Annotated in this window: 16 protein-coding genes; 9 read left to right on the forward strand and 7 right to left on the reverse strand. The window is 45.1% G+C overall.

The genetic code is table 11. The annotated features are described in order from the left end of the window. The first annotated feature begins 14 nt into the window (after positions 1-14). From BM736_RS07070 to BM736_RS07095, 6 genes are all read left to right on the forward strand, one after another. Positions 15-896, forward strand: a complete 882-nt coding sequence (locus tag BM736_RS07070) for a GyrI-like domain-containing protein (RefSeq protein ID WP_256717751.1) — start codon at positions 15-17, stop codon at positions 894-896. Between the two features lie 181 nt (positions 897-1,077). Continuing rightward, entirely contained in the window at positions 1,078-1,641 is a 564-nt protein-coding gene (locus BM736_RS07075) for a diguanylate cyclase (protein ID WP_076410324.1), read from the forward strand. Between the two features lies 1 nt (position 1,642). Beyond that, entirely contained in the window at positions 1,643-2,749 is a 1,107-nt protein-coding gene (locus BM736_RS07080; protein ID WP_076410326.1) for a beta-ketoacyl-ACP synthase III, read from the forward strand. Positions 2,750-2,752: 3 nt separating this feature from the next. Continuing rightward, positions 2,753-3,439, forward strand: coding sequence for an iron-containing redox enzyme family protein (locus BM736_RS07085; RefSeq protein ID WP_076410328.1), 687 nt, complete (start codon positions 2,753-2,755; stop codon positions 3,437-3,439). Beyond that, complete coding sequence (locus BM736_RS07090) at positions 3,429-4,274, forward strand: hypothetical protein (RefSeq protein WP_076410330.1); 846 nt, start codon at positions 3,429-3,431, stop codon at positions 4,272-4,274. The genes BM736_RS07085 and BM736_RS07090 overlap by 11 nt, the downstream gene beginning before the upstream one ends. A gap of 347 nt (positions 4,275-4,621) precedes the next feature. Next, positions 4,622-5,071 carry a hypothetical protein gene (locus tag BM736_RS07095; RefSeq protein WP_076410332.1) on the forward strand — a complete coding sequence of 150 codons (450 nt, stop codon included), beginning with the start codon at positions 4,622-4,624 and terminating at the stop codon, positions 5,069-5,071. On the opposite strand, the gene BM736_RS07100 is transcribed toward BM736_RS07095, so the two are convergent. Genes BM736_RS07100 through BM736_RS07110 form a run of 3 tightly spaced genes read right to left on the reverse strand, consistent with a single transcriptional unit; the run spans position 5,068 to position 8,038 of the window. Continuing rightward, complete coding sequence (locus tag BM736_RS07100) at positions 5,068-5,634, reverse strand: DUF924 family protein (RefSeq protein ID WP_076410333.1); 567 nt, start codon at positions 5,632-5,634, stop codon at positions 5,068-5,070. The genes BM736_RS07095 and BM736_RS07100 overlap by 4 nt on opposite strands. A gap of 60 nt (positions 5,635-5,694) precedes the next feature. Then, on the reverse strand, positions 5,695-7,218 hold the full coding sequence (locus tag BM736_RS07105; protein ID WP_076410334.1) for a PH domain-containing protein: 1,524 nt from the start codon (positions 7,216-7,218) through the stop codon (positions 5,695-5,697). 1 nt (position 7,219) lies between these two features. Then, complete coding sequence (locus tag BM736_RS07110; RefSeq protein ID WP_076410336.1) at positions 7,220-8,038, reverse strand: PH domain-containing protein; 819 nt, start codon at positions 8,036-8,038, stop codon at positions 7,220-7,222. A gap of 193 nt (positions 8,039-8,231) precedes the next feature. Here BM736_RS07110 and BM736_RS07115 point away from each other — a divergent pair, with 193 nt between their 5' ends. Both BM736_RS07115 and BM736_RS07120 read left to right on the forward strand, forming a co-directional pair. Next, a complete protein-coding gene (locus BM736_RS07115) occupies positions 8,232-8,519 on the forward strand; it encodes a winged helix-turn-helix domain-containing protein (protein ID WP_076410337.1) in 288 nt (95 codons plus the stop codon). A gap of 300 nt (positions 8,520-8,819) precedes the next feature. Continuing rightward, complete coding sequence (locus BM736_RS07120; RefSeq protein WP_076410340.1) at positions 8,820-9,695, forward strand: ion transporter; 876 nt, start codon at positions 8,820-8,822, stop codon at positions 9,693-9,695. A gap of 509 nt (positions 9,696-10,204) precedes the next feature. Here the strand turns inward: BM736_RS07120 and cobN are convergent. From cobN to BM736_RS07135, 3 genes are read right to left on the reverse strand one after another with little or no spacing between them, the layout of a single operon-like run. Further along, positions 10,205-14,140 (reverse strand): cobaltochelatase subunit CobN, encoded by a 3,936-nt coding sequence (gene cobN / locus BM736_RS07125; RefSeq protein WP_076410342.1) that lies wholly within the window; start codon positions 14,138-14,140, stop codon positions 10,205-10,207. Beyond that, on the reverse strand, positions 14,140-14,523 hold the full coding sequence (locus BM736_RS07130; RefSeq protein WP_076410344.1) for a DUF2149 domain-containing protein: 384 nt from the start codon (positions 14,521-14,523) through the stop codon (positions 14,140-14,142). Before BM736_RS07130 ends, cobN begins: the two co-directional genes overlap by 1 nt. Continuing rightward, a complete protein-coding gene (locus BM736_RS07135; RefSeq protein WP_076410346.1) occupies positions 14,523-15,026 on the reverse strand; it encodes a MotA/TolQ/ExbB proton channel family protein in 504 nt (167 codons plus the stop codon). Before BM736_RS07135 ends, BM736_RS07130 begins: the two co-directional genes overlap by 1 nt. A gap of 206 nt (positions 15,027-15,232) precedes the next feature. Here BM736_RS07135 and BM736_RS07140 point away from each other — a divergent pair, with 206 nt between their 5' ends. Continuing rightward, complete coding sequence (locus BM736_RS07140; RefSeq protein WP_076410348.1) at positions 15,233-17,401, forward strand: TonB-dependent hemoglobin/transferrin/lactoferrin family receptor; 2,169 nt, start codon at positions 15,233-15,235, stop codon at positions 17,399-17,401. 242 nt (positions 17,402-17,643) lie between these two features. Here BM736_RS07140 and BM736_RS07145 read toward each other — a convergent pair whose 3' ends face one another. Beyond that, on the reverse strand, positions 17,644-17,973 hold the full coding sequence (locus BM736_RS07145; RefSeq protein ID WP_076410350.1) for a DUF2956 domain-containing protein: 330 nt from the start codon (positions 17,971-17,973) through the stop codon (positions 17,644-17,646). Positions 17,974-18,266: the final 293 nt, after the last annotated feature.

Here is an 18,266-nt window from a genome sequence, read left to right on the forward strand (position 1 = left end):
GGTAAGGTGACAGATTGAAATCAGATAAACAGATGGCACACTATGACAGGTTAATGAAGCAAGTGTGTGAGTACATCTATGCTAATTTAGATGAAGATCTCAGCCTTGAGTCTTTGAGCCTAGTAGCGGGCTTTTCTAAGTTTCATTTTCATCGACAGTTCTCTGATTATTTTGGCGTTGGAATATTTAAATATATTCAATTGTTAAGGCTAAAGAGAGCGTCATACCGCCTCTGTTTTGACCCTGAAGCAAAGATTATTGATATTGCACTCGATGCTAAATTTGATTACCCAGAGTCTTTTTCTCGGGCGTTCAAAAAAGTGTTTGAACAGTCTCCTTCTGAATTTCGCCGACAACCAAAATGGTTGCAATGGAATGAAAAGTATCAATTTGGAGAGAGAAAAATGGCTAGTATTAATCAAGTCGAACAAGCCGTCGACATCGTCAACTTTGCTGAGACTTTGGTCGCGGTACTTGAGCATAGAGGGGCGCCTGAGCTGGTGAATGAGTCGGCAGCAAAGTTTATTGAGTGGCGTATGCAAACTGGGTTATCACCGGTAAATAAGAGCCAAACATATGGGATGATCTACGAAGATCCCAAATCTGTACCTGCCGAGAAATTTCGCTTTGATATCTGTGGTTCGGTCATCGAGCCGATCCCTGATAATAGTGCGGGTATTATCAATAAAGTGATCCCAGCTGGCCGCTGTGCTGTTATAAGGCATTACGGCTCTCATGATAACTTAGATGCCAAAGTGCATTACCTTTACGGCCAATGGTTACCTGAAAGTGGAGAGGCGCTCAGAGACTTCCCTTGTTTCTTCCATTATCAAAACTTCTTCCCACAAGTGGCTGAGCATGAGCTGGTTACCGATATCTATCTGCCTCTAGCTTGAGGTGAGGCATTGAGTCGATAACGAGAGGTACGAGAAGCCAAACTGATGTTTATCCTCTGTTTGGCTTTTTATTAGATACAAGTCTATTCATTTCTCGTTACGGGTATTAGCTTACAAATACGCCCAACAATGTTACTGTGCTTGCTCTTCATGATAAAAATAGTATAGGGAGAACAGTGACATGGACACGTCACAGCTGTTGATCAACTTTTTACTTTTCATGCTAATGCCAATTTGGGGCATTGCGGGTTTAGCGGATTGGTTCTGCCACCGCGCCACTAAAATTGAGCACACTTCTGGGGTTAAAGAGACCCTGATGCATTCAGTGATGGGGATTCAGATCGCGATTCCCATGGCGCTGTGCCTTCTGTATACCGTCAATGTGTTGATATTAATCATCTGCTTTTTAACCTGGATACTGCATGAGGTCGTTGCCCATGCGGATGTGAGATATGCTGCGCCCAAAAGAGAGATAAGCATTTGGGAGATGCACGCCCACAACTATCTTGGGACGCTGCCCATGTATATGCTCATCACCATTATCATTATCAATTGGCCGCAATTTATAAACCTGATTAGCTTGAATTGGCAAGGGAATATGGCACTGGTTCCCGTTGAAACGCCCCATGGAGGCAACGGGTATCTACTGAGCTATTTAGCATTTATGTCTGTCGTATGTGTATTTCCCTATATTGAAGAAAATATTCGATGCATACGAGTCGCGATTAAAGAAAGGAATCAATAAATTGAGCGTCTATATTAATAGCACTGGGCATTATCTCCCAGGCCCACCCATCGATAACGATGAAATTGAACATATCCTCGGGCTAGTCAATGGCAAGCGCAGCCGACTTAAGAATAAGATATTGCAATCTAATGGGATCAAAACCCGCCATTATGCGATTAACCAGCAGCAAGAAACCCAGATAAGCAACAGTGAGATGGCGGCGAATGCAGGCCATCGTTGCTTAGATAGCAGCTTTATTTCACCTCTCCAGGTTGAAATGCTCAGTGTCGCCACGAGTCAGGGCGATCTAGTGCTGCCTGGATTTGGCAGCATGGTGCAAGCAGAGCTAGATATTCCATCGGTTCAGCTTCACACCAGCCACGGTATCTGCTCTAGCAGTATGATGGCGCTGAAAGCGGCCTATACCAATATCAAAGCAAACGAATCTAATAATGCCTTAGTGATAGCCAGTGAGCTGGCATCTCGGCTGTTTAAACATACCCGTTATGAGCAAGTCGAAGGCAATGAAATAGATTTCAATGCTGAGTTTCTTCGCTGGATGTTGTCCGATGGTGCGGGCGCGGTATTACTTGAAAATCAACCACGAAAAACCGGCAAAAGTTTACGTATCGATTGGATTAAAAGTTTCTCTCATGCCGATGTTTACCCTGTTTGCATGTCGGTGGGGATGCCAAAAAATGATACTAAAAGCTGGCAAGACTTTCCCACTTATGGCGAGGCCGAAAAGTCAGGCGCGCTCTTGCTACGTCAAGATGTTCGTTTGCTGGATAATATCGTGTCTGTGGGCGTGAACGGTTTCTTGCAGCTAATCCAGGAGAAAATGTTCAAGGTTGAGGAGATAGATCATGTACTTTGTCATTTCTCATCGGCCTATTTTAAAAGCAAAATTGATGAGATGTTTAGTGTCGCGGGAGTGAAAATTCCTGAAGATAAGTGGTACACCAACCTCTATGAGCGCGGTAACACTGGCTGTGCGTCTATTTTCATTATGTTGGATGAGTTTCTGGCCACGCATTCATTGTCGGTCGGTGAAACCCTGTTTTGTATGGTGCCTGAGAGTGGTCGGTTCAATTGTGCTTATATGCACCTAACGGTAGTGGAGTAAATGATGTCCAAAGATGTGTTAACTCTGTCAGGCCAAACCTGTTTACAGTCGCTGCTTAAAATTTGGTTCGACTTTGATTTGGCACTCTCGAAAGCGCCGATAGTTAAACGGTTAGAGCAGCGCAGACTCAGTCATGAAGATTATCAAAAGCTGTTGTTAAATCTTCGTCAGCAGGTGATTGAAGGCTCTCGCTGGATCACCCGCAGCGCCTCGAGTTTTAATCGAGACTATGCCGATGTACGCTCAAAAGTGATCGGTCACGCTAAAGATGAGCACAAAGATTTCTTGATGCTAGAAAGCGATTATGTGGCGACTGGCGGTGATGTCAGTGCGATTCAAAATGCCAGTAAGAATATAGGCTCTGAAGCATTACACGGGTTTTTAATGTATCGCGCCAGCCAAGAGAACCCTGTCGACTTGATTGGCGCCATGTGGATCATCGAAGGTTTAGGTAACAAGATGGCAGGTAAGTGGGCCGGATTAATTGAAGAGCAGCTTGAACTGCCTCAAAGCGCCACGCAGTTTATGCGTTATCACGGCGAGAATGATGAGCATCACCTACAAGAGTTATATGAGTTAGTCGACCGGGTGGCTGTCGATGAAGCGTCAATCAGAGCGATTGAACGCACCGCAAAAGTGGTAGCCAGACTGTATATTTTGCAGCTTGAGGAGGTTGATCATGTCCAGTAGAGACAGGAGCGCCTTTATCCGCGCCATTGCCAATGACAACTCCCTGCCTATAGAGAAAGCCGCGGTCGATTTGTGGATTAAAGATTTAGATAACCCCTTTCGATGGACATTAAGGCCAATACTGCAATTTCTGTTTGCCATACTGCTTCATCTCACTTGGTTCTTTAAGCGGCTGCCTCTACCGCAGTTTAGCGGCCATGGCATATTGCAGAAGCTGATCTGCTGGTTCTGTAAAAACCTCGTCTCGCCAGAAGCTAATTTTTTAATACTGCGTCACTTTTGGACCGAATCAAACTTGCTCAATTTCTTAGCTGAAAATACAGGCAAAGATGTCGTAGTGGATCTTTATCCCAAGCGAGTGGACGACATGCTGCGAGACAGCTTTATCAAACATGACCAAGAGTTGTTTGAGGCCTTTTTTAAGTGCGGAGATGCCAATGATGCAAAGCAAGTAAAACCTGAGCAGCTCAAATGGAACAACTGGAAAAAACTGCAGCCAGATTCGTTTGAGTTTACCCGCAAGAAAACTCAAGTGATTGATTTTGAAACCGCACATGCACTATTTATGTGTCTGTTTTGCTTTTTGCTTAAACGTGATGAATATCGAGATGCCATCAACGGTTTTAATCTGGATCAGTCTATTGCCATCCGCATTGGCAAGATCATAGATAAACCCGAAGTGGTTGAGATGGCCTACAACAAGTTCCCCCACTATTTAGTCGGCCCATGGAATTTGAGCCAGAGATTCTTAATGCATGGGTTCTTCACCGAGTACCTCTATGCCGAGCTAGAAGCCAAACGCAACAACGTTGAGCAAACCTCGAATGAAGCTTGATGACATGTTATCTAGCTTCAGCAGCAGTATTGCTATTGAGCCATGTGTCAGAAGGTCGCTCCTTCAATGTAACCTAACGCCCGTCCAGCGAAGGGGGACTTCCAGATAGTAAGTTGAATGTCTTTTAGAGTTGGTTTCGTTGTACTTTAGTGTTGTTTAATTGACTTGCTAAGTGCCAAAGCCTCATTGGTGTTTATTGCTTGCAGCAGGCTCACATGTAGGTACTTCTGTGGGACGCTGTAAATATATCCCTATACGCTCTGCGGTTTCAAACAACCTCCATGTTTAAGTGCCAGTTCGATATCCCTACCTCTCGTTCGAAGAGTATCTCTAAGTGATACCTCACCATGAAACCGAAGCCCACAGCCGTATCTACATCAAGTTTTTCATCTCTTCGATTGGGGCTCATTTATAAGAAAACACTTACGCTATCTATTCACTATATCTTTGTGATTTTCGTGAAGCTTTTCTATACATCGCCACACTCTACACAGCAAGAGTTAATCGAAGAAATAAGAATAGCCAGTGTAGATGGGGCTGCGAGCTTCCAAATCATGGATAATTTGGTAGAGCCCACAAGGCCAAAAATGTTCCATACATTTTTCGGCATTCCCACCTTCCATGGCGGTCAGATGTACTTGCGTCGTCTCATTGAACCTTCTCGAAGTAACTGGGCATATAAGCCCACGGCAGATGATAGATACAATGAAGTCATGCTACCCAACATCCTACCAAAAGCCAAAAATACTTCTAACTTGTTATTCCACAAGCTAGAAAGTTGTTATTCGACAAGTTAAAAACTAGATCCTGGTTGAGACAAAAACACCAACTCCTCTGGCGTCGATTCTCGCCCGAGGATCTCATTCCTATGGGGGTAACGCCCGAATTGGTCGATAATCGCTTTATGTCTACGCTCAAACTCTAAGTTGCCAGCCGCGGCTTCACGGCTAAATAGCACCATGGCAATCTCATGGATCTTCTTTGATTCACTGTGCATGTAGGGCATAAACAAAAACGGCACTTGTTTGGCTTTTAGTTCAGTATCAGCGCCGTGGGCGACAGCTTCTTGAGCCAGTGCTAATGCGAGTGGATCGGCGGCGAAGGCATTCGGCGTATCACGGTAGATATTGCGGCAAAACTGATCCAGTACAATCACCTCTGCTAGACGTCCTTGAGGGGTAGCGCGCCAATGGTAGAGTTCACCCGCTTTGGCTTGCTCGACGAGAAGGCCAAAGCGCGACTTGATTAAAGCATCAAATTCACTGTCTTTTACCCACCAAAGTTTTGGCTCAATCTCATCAAACCAAAAGTTGAGGATAGTTTCTGGTGTTATTAGACTTGTCTGTTCAGTGCTGTTCAAGAGTATTCTCCTATGCTTTAGGAATGAGTTCCTAGGGACTAGACCCTAGGCATTTAAAAACTATATCCAATTCTTTGGTGAGCGAGCGGTTATGGCAAGAGCACGTTCGGCAATCTCTCTGGCGTCACTTAAAGGCATATAAGGAATCGTTTGAGTGCCACTGGCTAGGCCAAGTTCAAGAGTGGCTAACCCTTTGCTACGCTGCCCTTTAGTTTGGGTAATAGCCACATGCTGCACCTTTCGTAAAGCGACTAAATGCCAGCTATGGCCAAGCATTCCTGTGTGTATCCAGCAGTCTGTACCGTCTAAGTAGTAGCCCCACTGACGATATCTTAAATAGAGGCCTAAGGTAAAGCCAAGTCCTATTAACCACATAATTTCGGTGATGGGGTTAATTCCCATGCCTATGGTATTCACTAGAGGAACGATTAGGGGAGCCAGTGCCCGCCGCCAGTACCAACCAAAATGGATAGGGTTAAATTGCGTTGGTAAAACTGTGGTTTTAGCTTCAATACCATCCATGTCAGTGAGTAGCTTGGCGACTGTTTTACGAGTCATGCTAGGCACTAACATATGACGTTTGGCTTTCTGTTCAACCTCAGTGCCTTGCACTTGTTTAAAGTAGACCGTCCAAAGGCTTAATAGTCTGCCTATGATAGGCTGAGAAAAGCGAATGACCTGAATGCGCTGTAGGGCTAAGGCGTCATTTTGTTTAGCGATAATCCCGCCGCTACGGTGCAAGGTGTTGCTGTCTCGGCTGAGATGGTAGGGGTAATATTTAAGTACCGAAGCTGCCATTGATATCAGTGAAAGCAGTAGGTAAAAGCCTATCAACATCAGGCTCGCGAACACAATTTGGTAAAGGATACTGATGCTAACCACACGCTCATACCAGAGCAGTGATGACTGCACCACTTGCGTATCAGCAAGCTGTGACCAGTCAAGTTGACCTATGATAGGGCCTGCAATAATGGCAAACCAGAAGAGGTTATTTTGGTATAAGCCAAAGAGTAAGAGTTGCTTAAAGTCTTTACGAACTAGGCTTTCGTTACGGCCACTATTTGACTGCTGTTGGCTTAGGTTTAACACTGTGTCATCGCTACTTGATGCTATTGGACTAGGAAGCAGTGGGTTAACTAAGCTCTTTTTTAGTTGAATAGCTTTGCGGTAGTTTACAGCGGCAAGCTCAGCTTCATCCTCTTTAGAACCTGCTGTCTCAACCACTAAACTATAGAGGCCAAGCGGTCTAAAGTAGATGGGTTGCTCAAGGCGGACATTTTGTATTTTACTCAGTGGAATTTCGTGAGTTTTCTTAAATATGAGCCCCTGACGAACCCCAAGCTTGTCGTCATATAATCGATAACGAAACATAGCCCATTGAATGATGGCGTAGATAAGCACTGCCACCGCCACGCCAACGGCTGCAACTATGACCCAAGGAGAGCTAAAACCTTGCTTCCAACCGGTATAGACCACAGGCACCATGGCATAACCGTTAGTGATCACTAAGCGAATGGTATTTAGGGTGTAGCTAATGATGGACCAGGCTGAAAGCCCTGACCATTGAGAGAACCTTGTCTGCATATCAGCGCTCACTTTTAGCGGGTAGCGGGGCTGACTCTGTTGATGGTTGAGCAGCTTCAGTCGTAACAGTATGAGGTGTTACATTTTCTGCCTTAGCACCTGAATTAGCTTCTGTACCGTTTATGCTGTTATCTTCAGGCGCTGCTACAGCCTCTTGTACTGATTCAGCGGCTAGCTCTTGAGCTTGCGGTGAATTGACTGTCTGGCTTGCTATCCCTGCTTTGGCTAATAAGTGCTGCCTGAGCTTTTCAGCGGTTCGGCTCTCAAGTCCCGGTAACTCTATCTCTGCGCTGCCACTGCCCGCACTGAAACACTTAAGAGTATGCAAACCAAACTTCCGCTCAATGGGGCCTTGGGAGAGGCTGATATGCTGTAGTCGAGTGTAAGGAAGTGATACTCGTTTAAACCAGATAACCCCTTTTTGCATCAATAACTCATTTTCACAAACGCCATAGCCAATAGACTTTGCATGGGCATACCTGAAATAGCAGATAGTGCTTAATACTAAGGCTAGGGCTGATAATATTGGCAGGGCAATAAGTAAAGGTACAGTGGCGACTAAAATGATGAACAGTGACGCTAAGGTAAGTAGCACCAATGAGCCTATGATGCTTTCGCCCATAACTTGGCTGTAATGGCGCTCATCGACGAGTGTGAGTGGGATTTGATCGAAACTAAGCCAGGCGGTTTCATCTTGCTTAGCATGTGCAAGAGCTGGTGGAAGACCTTGTGTAAGTGCATGTGCTTGTGTTTGTACATCTTCAGCTAAACTAGCAGGCTGTGTAGCTGATTCTGCATGAGGCTTAATCGAGTCTTCCATTGCTTCTCATTTTCTTCTCTCCGTTATAGCTCCACTATATCAGTATCAAGCTTGTATTCTCTAGGCGTAGACATATTTCACAACACTTTAGGTTTTTCTTGCTAAGGTGAGAGGTTTATTGATGTTTCTATTAGCTAATAAAATATTGATTATGTAAGCTTAAAAAAGAAAATAAAAACAAGGTCAGCTCAAGATGACAGAAGTATCAAAACAGAAGAAAGCCTTTTTACGTAAACTCTACCTCGCACATACTATCGACAGTGAGCAACATAACTTGTTGTCATTGAATAAATTGACCGGTATGCCGAGAAGAACTTTGCAGGACTCTATTGCCGCTTTAGGTGATATCGGAATCGAATGTCATTTTGTACAAGAAGGTGAGCGTAATAACGCAGGTTATTACAAGATAAGTACCTGGGGACCCATCAACTCTGCTTGGGTTGATACCCATTTGGATGAAATTACTGAGCAGCTTAAGTAAGAAGTTACCTCTGAGTTTTAAGTTTTAAGCTGTAAGCTGTAAGTAAGCGCAAGAAATGATGCCCATCTTCTTTTTAACTTACTAGCTTCTTAACTTATCACTTAGAGCGGCTTTTAATTTCTTTAATGATCTCTTAAGTAATCACTGTTATGCTCCGCCGGCTGCGACTGTGGCAAAACACTCCCTGATTCCTGTAGCAACAGAACCATTCCAGAGTTATCTTTCACACGTTCAAGTCGCGCAACTAATGTGCAATAAAACAGTCATATCAATCGGTATCATATTTTATAGGAGAAAACCGTGCTGGCGAACGTTTCTGGTTTACAGAAAAAACTCAAAATCATCGATAGCAGCAAAGCATTTCAGGGCTTTGTTATCTTCGTCATTATTGTTTCGGCGCTATCGATAGGTGCGCATACTTATAACCTGCCAAACTGGATGGAAAAGGGCTTGTTGATGCTAGATATCGGCATCACAGTCTTCTTTGCTATCGAGATTGTGATCCGTTTCCTGGCGAGTGAAGGACCGAAGAAGTTTTTCAAAAGTGGCTGGAATATTTTCGATACCATCATAGTGATAGGGAGCTTAATTCCTGCTGGCGGCTCGGCAATATTACTGGCAAGGCTCTTGAGGATCTTCCGCGTTCTGCGTTTAGTCTCAATGATCCCTGAGCTGCGAATGCTGGTAAACGCGCTATTAAAAGCGATCCCAAGAATGGGCTATATTGCCTTGTTGATGTTCGTTATTTTCTATATCTACGGCGCGATTGGTAGCATGTTGTTTGCCCATATTAATGACTTCCTATGGGGCGATGTGTCAGCGGCGATGTTAACTCTTTTCAGGGTATCGACCTTTGAGTCGTGGACCTCGGTGATGTATGAAACGATGGAAGTTTATCCCCTTAGTTGGATCTTCTATCTAAGCTTCATCTTCCTTACTGCGTTTGTGTTTCTCAACATGATGGTCGGTGCAGTACTCGATGTGATGACACAAGAGACTGAAGCTATGCGTAAAGAGAAAGAAGCTGAAGAAGCGGAGCTGTTACCTAGTGTCGATGAGGCTGACAAACCGGCGAGTGCCGCGGATGTTGCCGAGCTAAAAGAACAGATCGCCGAATTAAAGGGCTTGCTAACTCAAACAGTACAAACGGCTCAAACTGAGAAGAGGGCTGGATAGCTTAAGCAAAAAGTTCCTAGGCGTTAGCGCCTAGGAACGCCTTTCGGAATTCACAGCGCTCATGTCCCGCCGAATAATCAATAAGTCATCATGAAAGTATGGCTTCCAAAGACATATCCAAATTTAAAGTCACAGACTTCCGGCTTAACAGCGTTGAAGGAACGACTGCACACCTTCAATATCCAAATTCGAAGAGAAGCTTTGCTTGTGATTAATTGGGTGTGGATGCGGCTGTGAGCTTCCAAATCAAGGACGATTTGGTAGAGCCCACAGGGAAGTGCTAGTGGCGAGTCGCAGAAGCATCCGCACATAAGCGCACGGCAAGTGATAGATAACGATGAAAGTAAGATTTTCAATAACCAAGAAAGTGCCAAAATCACTGGATTCCGGCTTAAAAGCATTGCCGGAATGACAGCTAGAGATAGTAGCGTAACGTTAGCGATAGCAGACATAAAAAAGCCACTCTATAAAAGCGTGGCTTAACGATTAAAGCAGATCATGCTGACAAGCTAGGCGGCCTTGCGTCTCGATACCTGCTCATATCCGGTGCGGATAAAGCCGGTAAGGAAGATAAATAGGATCAGATACCAGAGACGGTAATCTTGCTCAACTTCTTGAGTATCCTGATTGACTTGCTCAAGCTTCTGTCCTGAAACCTGCTGAGTGGCACCTTTTGGTGGCACTGCGCTGGTTTCCGGTGCCGCTTGTGGCTGCGTGCTGGCAATCAAGGCTAAGCCAAAGCCTGCCGCTTGCTCATTGGTGTAGTCAGTGAAGGCTTCGTTGCTGGTGACTACATCATGCTGGTTAGCGATTTCAGTATAGGTTTCAACCATCTTTTTAATGGTTTCAGCATCGGCTTCCCAGTAGCCTTTTCGCACCGCTTCGAGCATACGTTCGATGATCTGCGCTAGGGCTTCAGGATTGGCGTTTTCGAAGAATTCACGCATCTGCATATCGTACTTATCATCAATATACACATCGAAGAACTCTTTCCAGTGATCGTCACGAATCGCTTCGGGTGTCATCACCTCCCAGCCCCACATGTTGTTCATTCTATCTAACATCACAGTGGCGCCAGCATAACCTGAGTCTTGCATCGCCTTGATCCAGCGCGGGTGGAAGTAGCGGCTACGCATCTCTTGGTTGATAAACTCGCCCATGGTTTGACTCTTAAGCTGATCTTTACGTCTCAGGTTCGAAACATACATCTCAGGTGTCTTACCATCTAAGTGACGCACGGCTAGGCCAATACCGCCAAAGTACTGGAAGGGGTCATCGTTCGTCATTAGCGCATAGAGGTTGGTCGAACGAGAGAAGATCACTCCGTCAGTGCCTGACAGCACTTTAGAGTAAAGTCCGGTATCGCCGACATTTTCGCTCCAACGGCTCTCATCTTTACCGAAGGCATAACCCATACGGTCTAAATAGAGATTGGCAAGCTTGCTGTCATCTTCCCAGGTATCAGACGCTAAGCTGCTATCAGCCAGACCTGTACCATAGTTACCCGTCTCGTTAGAGAAGATACGAATAGATGATAGGTAGTCAGCATCTTCCTCTGACTTACCCTCTTCGATAAGGGTTTGCTTCAGGGCATTAGCATGGCGGTAGACGAAGTTGTTCTCCTCCTTCATCTTAGCGACCTTGTCGATGGCTTCGGCAAGAAATAGCATCACATTAGGGAAGGCGTCACGATATAGGCCAGTTGCTGAGATCACCACATCGATACGTGGACGTTTAAGCTCAGAGACTGGAATAATCTCAGTATCGACCACATCACCGCGCTGATCCCACTTAGGCTTTAGGCCCATAGCATGAAGGATCTGTGCTTCAAGGGCGCCGTGATGACGCATGGTTTCTAGTGACCATAGTGAGAAAGCGAGTTTCTTCGGGTAAGTACCATGCTTAGCCACATAATCATTGATGGTTTGATCCATCAAGGTGACACCCGCATCATAGGCCTCTTTCGAGGGCACTTTGGCTGGGTTAAAGCCAATAAGGTTACGCCCGGTAGGTGCTGCATCGGGATTACGGATAGGGTCGCCGCCATAGCTCACCGGGATATAGTTCCCCGATAGTGCTGAAAGCAGGTTGTCTATCTCGGCAATATGTTGGAAGTTATCCCAAAACTTCTGCGCTTCCTCAAGCTTAGGGGTTAACGCTTCAGGAATATCTTTAAGCGGCTGCTTTTCGATAAAGGCCTTCAGTAGTGCAAAACCTTCTAATGCCTCTAGCTTGACCACATCGCGCTCATCTTTGCGATTTTCCTTAGCAATGGCTAGGCCGTGTTTTTGCTCATAATCAGAGGCTAAGGTGACATACTCTTCACCCAGCATCTGGATCATAGTGCTGTATAGGTGTGTCTGCTCTGGCAGTAGGCCAAAGATATGCACGCCAAGTGGCTGACTCAATTGCGCCAGTTGATTGAGGTGATCTTGAATCTTGACCACATAAGTATCAAAGTCAGCTGCTAAGTCTTCACCTGTGATAGATAGATCTTTAAGGATATTGAGGGTACTCGCCGCCTTAATGATATTTTCACGGGTGTTTTCTTTGGTTTGACCTTGCTCAAGTGTCATAAAGTTTGAGATAAGATCGTTAAGCTTGGCGACTTCAGTATACAGACCCGCTTTTGCAAAACCTGGAGTCAGGTGACTAATCATAGTCGCGCGGCCGCGGCGTTTAGCCTGCATCGCCTCACCGACGTTATCAATAATATAAGGGTAGAAAACCGGGATATTACCAACCGCTAAGCTAGGTGCATCATAGACAGATAGCCCACGCTCTTTACCCGTTAACCACTCTTGTGAGCCGTGGGTTCCGAGATGAATATAAGCATCGACCCCAAACACGTCTCGGGTGTAGATATACATTGCTAAGTAGCTGTGGTTAATCGGCGTTTTGGTGCTGTGATAAAGTGAAGCGTGCTCATCAATGGTTTCACCGCGCATCCCTTGGGGCAATACAATCATGTTACCTAGGCTCATACGCGGGATAACAAAGGCAGGTTTACCAGCATTATCGGCGAGCAACTTGCTCTCTTCAGGCTTACCCCAGCGAGCAATGATTGGATCTTTGACTGATGCTGGTAGTTGATTAAACCAATCAAGGTAAGTATCCAGCGGCAGGTAGTCGGCAAGGCCTTGCTCAATTAAACCTGAAGTATCTTCATTTCGGTAATATGGGCGAAGCAGTTTACCTGCACTTTCAATGATCTCTTGTGCCTCTTTAAGCTCGATATTGTAGCCTTGAGCCTTCATCGCCTTAGCGATCTGTTCGATAGAGGAGGGCACATCAAGGAAGGCGGCACCGATGTTTTTCTCACCTGGAGGGTAGTTCCAAATGAAGGTCGCAACCTTCTTATCAGCATTTGCAATCTTGCTTAAGTTTGCATGGTTATAGGCACGTTCAACTAAGGCGGCCATATGTGCAGGCATGGCTTTTTTTACGCCTTTGTCGCTGGCTGCTATAACGATAGGATCGGTACTTCCAGTATCTTCAGGCATAACAAGGAAGAAAGGCGTCAGTGATGCCGATACACCAGTATGGTCGGCTTCAAATTCTGCTTCATCGCCGTCACTGTAGTTAAGTGCATGGATAACGGGGACACCGATTTTGGTGAACTCAGAGCGCCTTTTTTCTACATAGTGTAGTGAGCGGTAGTTGATCATCAGATCGATACGCGCTTTATCATTGCTATCTATCAATAGCTCAGGGTAGGTCAGCGACTCATCATTGCCTTCAAAGAACACGCCGAATGCCTTAGCGCCTTTAGCTTCAAGGTCATTAATTATCTGGTCAACAATCTGCTGCTGTTCATAATCGATAACCGATCTGTGCATCGCTACCGCAATAACAGGCTGCTTGGCTTGGCTATCGGCTGAAAGCCACTGGTAAAAATCCTTCTCATTGCTGGTGACCAGATCGGGGAAGTTCGGGTGGTATAGCCCGACATTTGGCACGATGACTGGTTCTGCAGCTTGAGTTTCTGAAAGCTTAAATACCTGGTTAGAGAGGTAAACCATCATGTTTTGATAGTTTTTACGGCCTGCATTTTTAAAGTAAAGCCCAAGCTTATCTTTGTCTGAAGCCTGTAGCCCTTGGTTCATCTTGCTGTTGTTAAGATCGCCCAAGGAGATCACAGCAACATCAGGTGCCTTAGCCAAGTTAGGCTCAAACTGCTTAAACATATACTTAGACAGCGCTGGGTTGATGCCATCAAGCAAGATAAGATCGGCGTTTGACCAAGCGGCAAATACCTCTTCGTCACTTTTATCTTTGGTGCTGAAAACCGCCAAGCTAAATGGCTGATCTTTAGCTAGGTTTTCGAGCAGAGCCCCTTTAGATTTTGAAGCATGACCTGACATCATCAAGAGTACTTCTGGCGGCTCTTTACTAAATGCTGTTGGGGATAGCACCAGTAACATACAGAGCAGAATTATTCGCATTACAGATTTTCCTTAGTGGCCTGGGCTGGCGTTTGGCTAGACATTTGTGAGGCGGCATTAGCAGTATCTTGCTCACCAGCTTCAGGGACATAAACAAAGCTGCCGTCTGCCATCTTATAAGCAACACCTGCGCGCATCCCTTCGCCCGAGCCAATTGACCCAGTCGATTTATACTGTTTGATCTCTTTGCCCTCTTTGACGATGACTTCCATGTTAGGTTTGCCGGCATTTTTAACCACAGTGACATCATCTTCAGAGAAGATATTCATAGGGTTTTGAGCCATGGCAATAAGCAGGGCGGCAATGATCACCAAGAAGACATCAATGAGGTTAACGGCACTGACAATCGGGTTTAGCTCCTCATCTTCATCGAGAAATCGCATTAAGCCTCTCCCTTAATTTTGCGAATGTTAATCAGCTCATGGGCGAACCAGCGCTTTTTCACTGAGGCTGGCCAGAAGGTAATAGTTGAGATAACGAGTCCCCAAATTACGGCCGCAAACGCCACAATAAGGTTTTCACTGATCCCTTGAATGTTGCCATCACCTAAGGCTTTGAGCGCAGGTCCCATTGGGATCATAGTGGCGATAAGTCCAAGCATAGGCGCGATACGCGTCACGATACGTAGACTCTCTAATTTCTTAAGCGCAAACACCTCGAGTTCATCTTCAGAAGCGCTTGGGTTGTTAGCAAAGTAGTTGTGTACTGGGTAACCCGCTAACCATTGTGATTTTTTGTTATTGATTTGGGTTTGATAGCCAGCGCTATTCTTTTTTCTGACGAGATAAAGAGAGAGGAACCGCCCCAGAGAGTAAATGGCGTAGATGAAAAGTAGGACAATAATGATTAACACAGGGGTCATAAGCATGGCGGATACGTTTGCCATTAAAGATTCGATTTGTTGAATATTCACAGGTTTTGGTCTCAGGTATGTAAAGAAAGTGGAATGTAAACTATTTGGATGATAATGGCAAGAATGCAAATGAGATCGATTCGTATTTTTATTTGATCTTATTTAAAACTTAAGTATGATGCCTTCACATAACTAATAACATGTCTACTTTTTGTTAAATTTTCTAAGGAATACACGCTATGTTTAAGCCTGTCCCTGCACTGGTTGCTGTTGCCGTATCGACTGTTTTGTTCTCATCGGGGGCTAAGGCCGACGACCTGCCGATTAATGATGCTGCCCAGCAGATGGAAGTGCTTGTGATCAGCGGCACTCGTACTGAAAAGCCGCTGAAAGATGTTGCTGGCAGTATCTCAGTGGTGACCGCTGAGGAGATTGAGCGCCAAGTGGCTACCGATATGAGCCAGCTGTTTAAGTATGATCCGAGTATCCAAGTTACAGGTGGTATCGGTGGCGCGCAGAACATAGTGGTGCGTGGCATGGGAAGCGACCGCATCTTGATGATCAAAGATGGCATGCGTATGAATGAAGGCTATGGCGCTGATGGTCTTAACGACATTGTTGGTCGTGGCTTCATTGAGACTGACACGCTTAAGCAGGTAGAAGTGGCCAAAGGAGCGGCATCATCTCTGTATGGCTCAGATGCACTGGGCGGCATAGTGGTATTTACGACTAAAGATGCCAGCGATTACCTCGAAGAGGGCGAGACTGTTGGCGGTAACATTAAAGTCGGATATTCAGACCTGAGTAGTCAGGCCAATGTCTCAGGCACTCTGGCACTAAAAACCGGTGATTTTGAGCAGATGCTTAATGCCAGCTACCGCGATGGTGAAGAGGAGAAGCGTTACAATGAAGCGCAAAGCCCCTTTAAAGTTGAATCGAGCAGCGTGTTATATAAGGCCAAGTACCACTTAAACGATACCGATTTTTTGAGCTTTAGTGCTGATTTGTGGCGTCAAACCCGTAAAGGTGAATCTGCTGATGGCCTGCTTGCCTACTTTAGAGGGCTAGAAGAGTACGGTTATAACATCGAAGAGGAGAACTCTACCTCAGAAAAAAGCACTGATGCCTTTAAGCTTGAGTATCGTTCAGAAGCAAATACCGCAATGTATGACTACTTAAGTGTGGCTGTTTATAGCAACTCTACTAATCAAGATGATGAAGAGTATGCGTTTCTTGATATCAATGCGCCTATGTTTGGTGTGATTGAGAAACGTGATATGTGGAAAACGGGCTACTTTGAGCAGCAGACCACAGGCTTTTTGTCTAATGCGACCAAAGAGATCAATGACTGGAACACCATAGGTTATGGTTTAGATGTTGAAAGCTCTACCAGCTCTCGTACAGTGGTTGAGTACCGTGAAGTTGAAGGCTCGCCAACAAAAGATGTGACGACAGATAAGTTTCCTAAGACAGATGTCTTTAGAGCGGGTCTGTTTGTAAACGATGAAATGAAGTTCCTCGATGATCGTTTAACGGTAACACCTGGTGTGCGCTTTGATATGTATAAGATGGACCCGAACGGGGCGCTTAAAACCGACGGTGAAGAATTTAAGAAGTTTGATGAAAACCATACCTCGTTTAACTTAGGTGCACTTTACTCTATCAGCAACTACCTAACCGCTTATGCGCAGTTTGGGCAGGGCTTTAAGGTGCCATCATATGATTTAGCTTATATTGAGCACACTAACTCACCAACCTCGGACTATACCTATACGATTGTGCCAAGCGATGACTTAGCACCAGAAGAGAGTAACAGCTACGAGATAGGGCTACGTGGTCACGTTGGTGATATGGCCTTTACTTCGGCTATCTTCTATAACGATTATACGAACTTCCTCACCACTGAATTGGTTAGCACAGAAACCATAGACGGTGTGCGTTACGAGACGTATCAATATAACAATATTGACTCGGTTACCATTAAAGGCGCTGAGGTTGGTTTGACTTACTATATAGGCGATGAGCTCTCAATCTTTGCTAACGCTGCTTATCAAGATGGTAAGAATGACAACACTGGCGATTACATCACTAGCATTAGCCCACTGTCAGGGACTGCGGGTGTCACTTATGAGTCTGAGTCTTGGTCATCTGATCTTGTGATGAACTGGGCAGATCGCATGACTAAGGTCAATGAAGGCGATGCCGAAGTGGCGGGTTATGCGGTTGTCGATTGGTTACTTAACTATGATATTAGCGACAACTTTAGACTCAACCTTGCGGTTAACAATATCTTCGATACTGAATATGTCCGTTACAGCAACGCATCGGGACATGCTGAAGACTTTGATATGAGCCAAGTGACAGAGGCGGGGCGTACCTTCGCAGCGAGCCTGTCATATAAGTTTTAAGCCTGATTAGCTCTTAAAACTGACAAGCTCTTAAAACTGAGTAGCTGCTAGAGCTAACAAGGTCTAAGAGCTAAGAAGATTTTAGGGCTAAGAGGGGCTGAAACTGAGAAGGTGCTAGAACAGAGAAGGTGCTAGAACAGAGAAGCTAACAGGGAGGTAAGGTTTTAAAGCCCCAAGGTTCACAAAAAAGGCTATAGACTCATTGAGTTTATAGCCTTTTTTATTGCCATTAGCTGTACAGCTTAAGCGAGTAAAAATGTGTAAGCGATAAATCCCAGCCAGCTGATAACCAGCAATGCCCAAGGCAGCCCATTGCCTTTGGTACTTGTATCAACCTCAACATCGTCATTCACTTCAGCTTCTGCTGCGCGAGCTTTGGCTTTAATATCTTGTTTGCGAGACTTATCCCTATCCCTTGCTTTACTCTTTTGTTGCTTCTTATATTCAGCAATACCTTTCTCGATACCTAAAGCAATGAGCCTAGTTTGCTCTTTTGTTTGTCCAGGTTTTTGAGTGGCTTTGGCAACTTTCATCGCCTCATTTTGTGTTTCTGTTGAGATCTGTTTGGCCATCGTATCTGCGAGTCTCTGCTGCTATCTATTAAGGAGGTGCTAGGGAAGTGCTAGGCTTGGTAAGGTTAACATTGTGGGCATAAAGTGACTAGATGCTTAGCGTATTCCGATGGGAATCAATAGATTTAGATACAAACAAACTCCATCATGAGTGCAGACTTTTGGTATTCTGAGATTCTATTCCCGATCAATTGCTATAAATTGATGATCAAACTTGAGAACTCGCTCACAAAGTAAGGAAGACAATTGAGTCAAAAAAACGTGGTATCTAACCCTGATGAGGAGCAATCTCA

Origin of the sequence: Shewanella sp. UCD-KL12, assembly GCF_001957125.1 — a bacterium.
Lineage (GTDB): Bacteria > Pseudomonadota > Gammaproteobacteria > Enterobacterales > Shewanellaceae > Shewanella.

Bases quoted from the DNA above. Each gene is read 5' to 3' on its own strand.
- BM736_RS07075 (WP_076410324.1), top strand. From the start codon at position 1,078: ATGGACACGTCACAGCTGTTGATCAACTTTTTACTTTTCATGCTAATG.
- BM736_RS07085 (WP_076410328.1), top strand. From the start codon at position 2,753: ATGTCCAAAGATGTGTTAACTCTGTCAGGCCAAACCTGTTTACAGTCG.
- BM736_RS07090 (WP_076410330.1), top strand. From the start codon at position 3,429: ATGTCCAGTAGAGACAGGAGCGCCTTTATCCGCGCCATTGCCAATGAC.
- BM736_RS07095 (WP_076410332.1), top strand. From the start codon at position 4,622: ATGAAACCGAAGCCCACAGCCGTATCTACATCAAGTTTTTCATCTCTT.
- BM736_RS07105 (WP_076410334.1), bottom strand. From the start codon at position 7,218: ATGCAGACAAGGTTCTCTCAATGGTCAGGGCTTTCAGCCTGGTCCATC.
- BM736_RS07110 (WP_076410336.1), bottom strand. From the start codon at position 8,038: ATGGAAGACTCGATTAAGCCTCATGCAGAATCAGCTACACAGCCTGCT.
- BM736_RS07115 (WP_076410337.1), top strand. From the start codon at position 8,232: ATGACAGAAGTATCAAAACAGAAGAAAGCCTTTTTACGTAAACTCTAC.
- cobN (WP_076410342.1), bottom strand. From the start codon at position 14,140: ATGCGAATAATTCTGCTCTGTATGTTACTGGTGCTATCCCCAACAGCA.
- BM736_RS07130 (WP_076410344.1), bottom strand. From the start codon at position 14,523: ATGCGATTTCTCGATGAAGATGAGGAGCTAAACCCGATTGTCAGTGCC.
- BM736_RS07135 (WP_076410346.1), bottom strand. From the start codon at position 15,026: ATGGCAAACGTATCCGCCATGCTTATGACCCCTGTGTTAATCATTATT.
- BM736_RS07140 (WP_076410348.1), top strand. From the start codon at position 15,233: ATGTTTAAGCCTGTCCCTGCACTGGTTGCTGTTGCCGTATCGACTGTT.
- BM736_RS07145 (WP_076410350.1), bottom strand. From the start codon at position 17,973: ATGGCCAAACAGATCTCAACAGAAACACAAAATGAGGCGATGAAAGTT.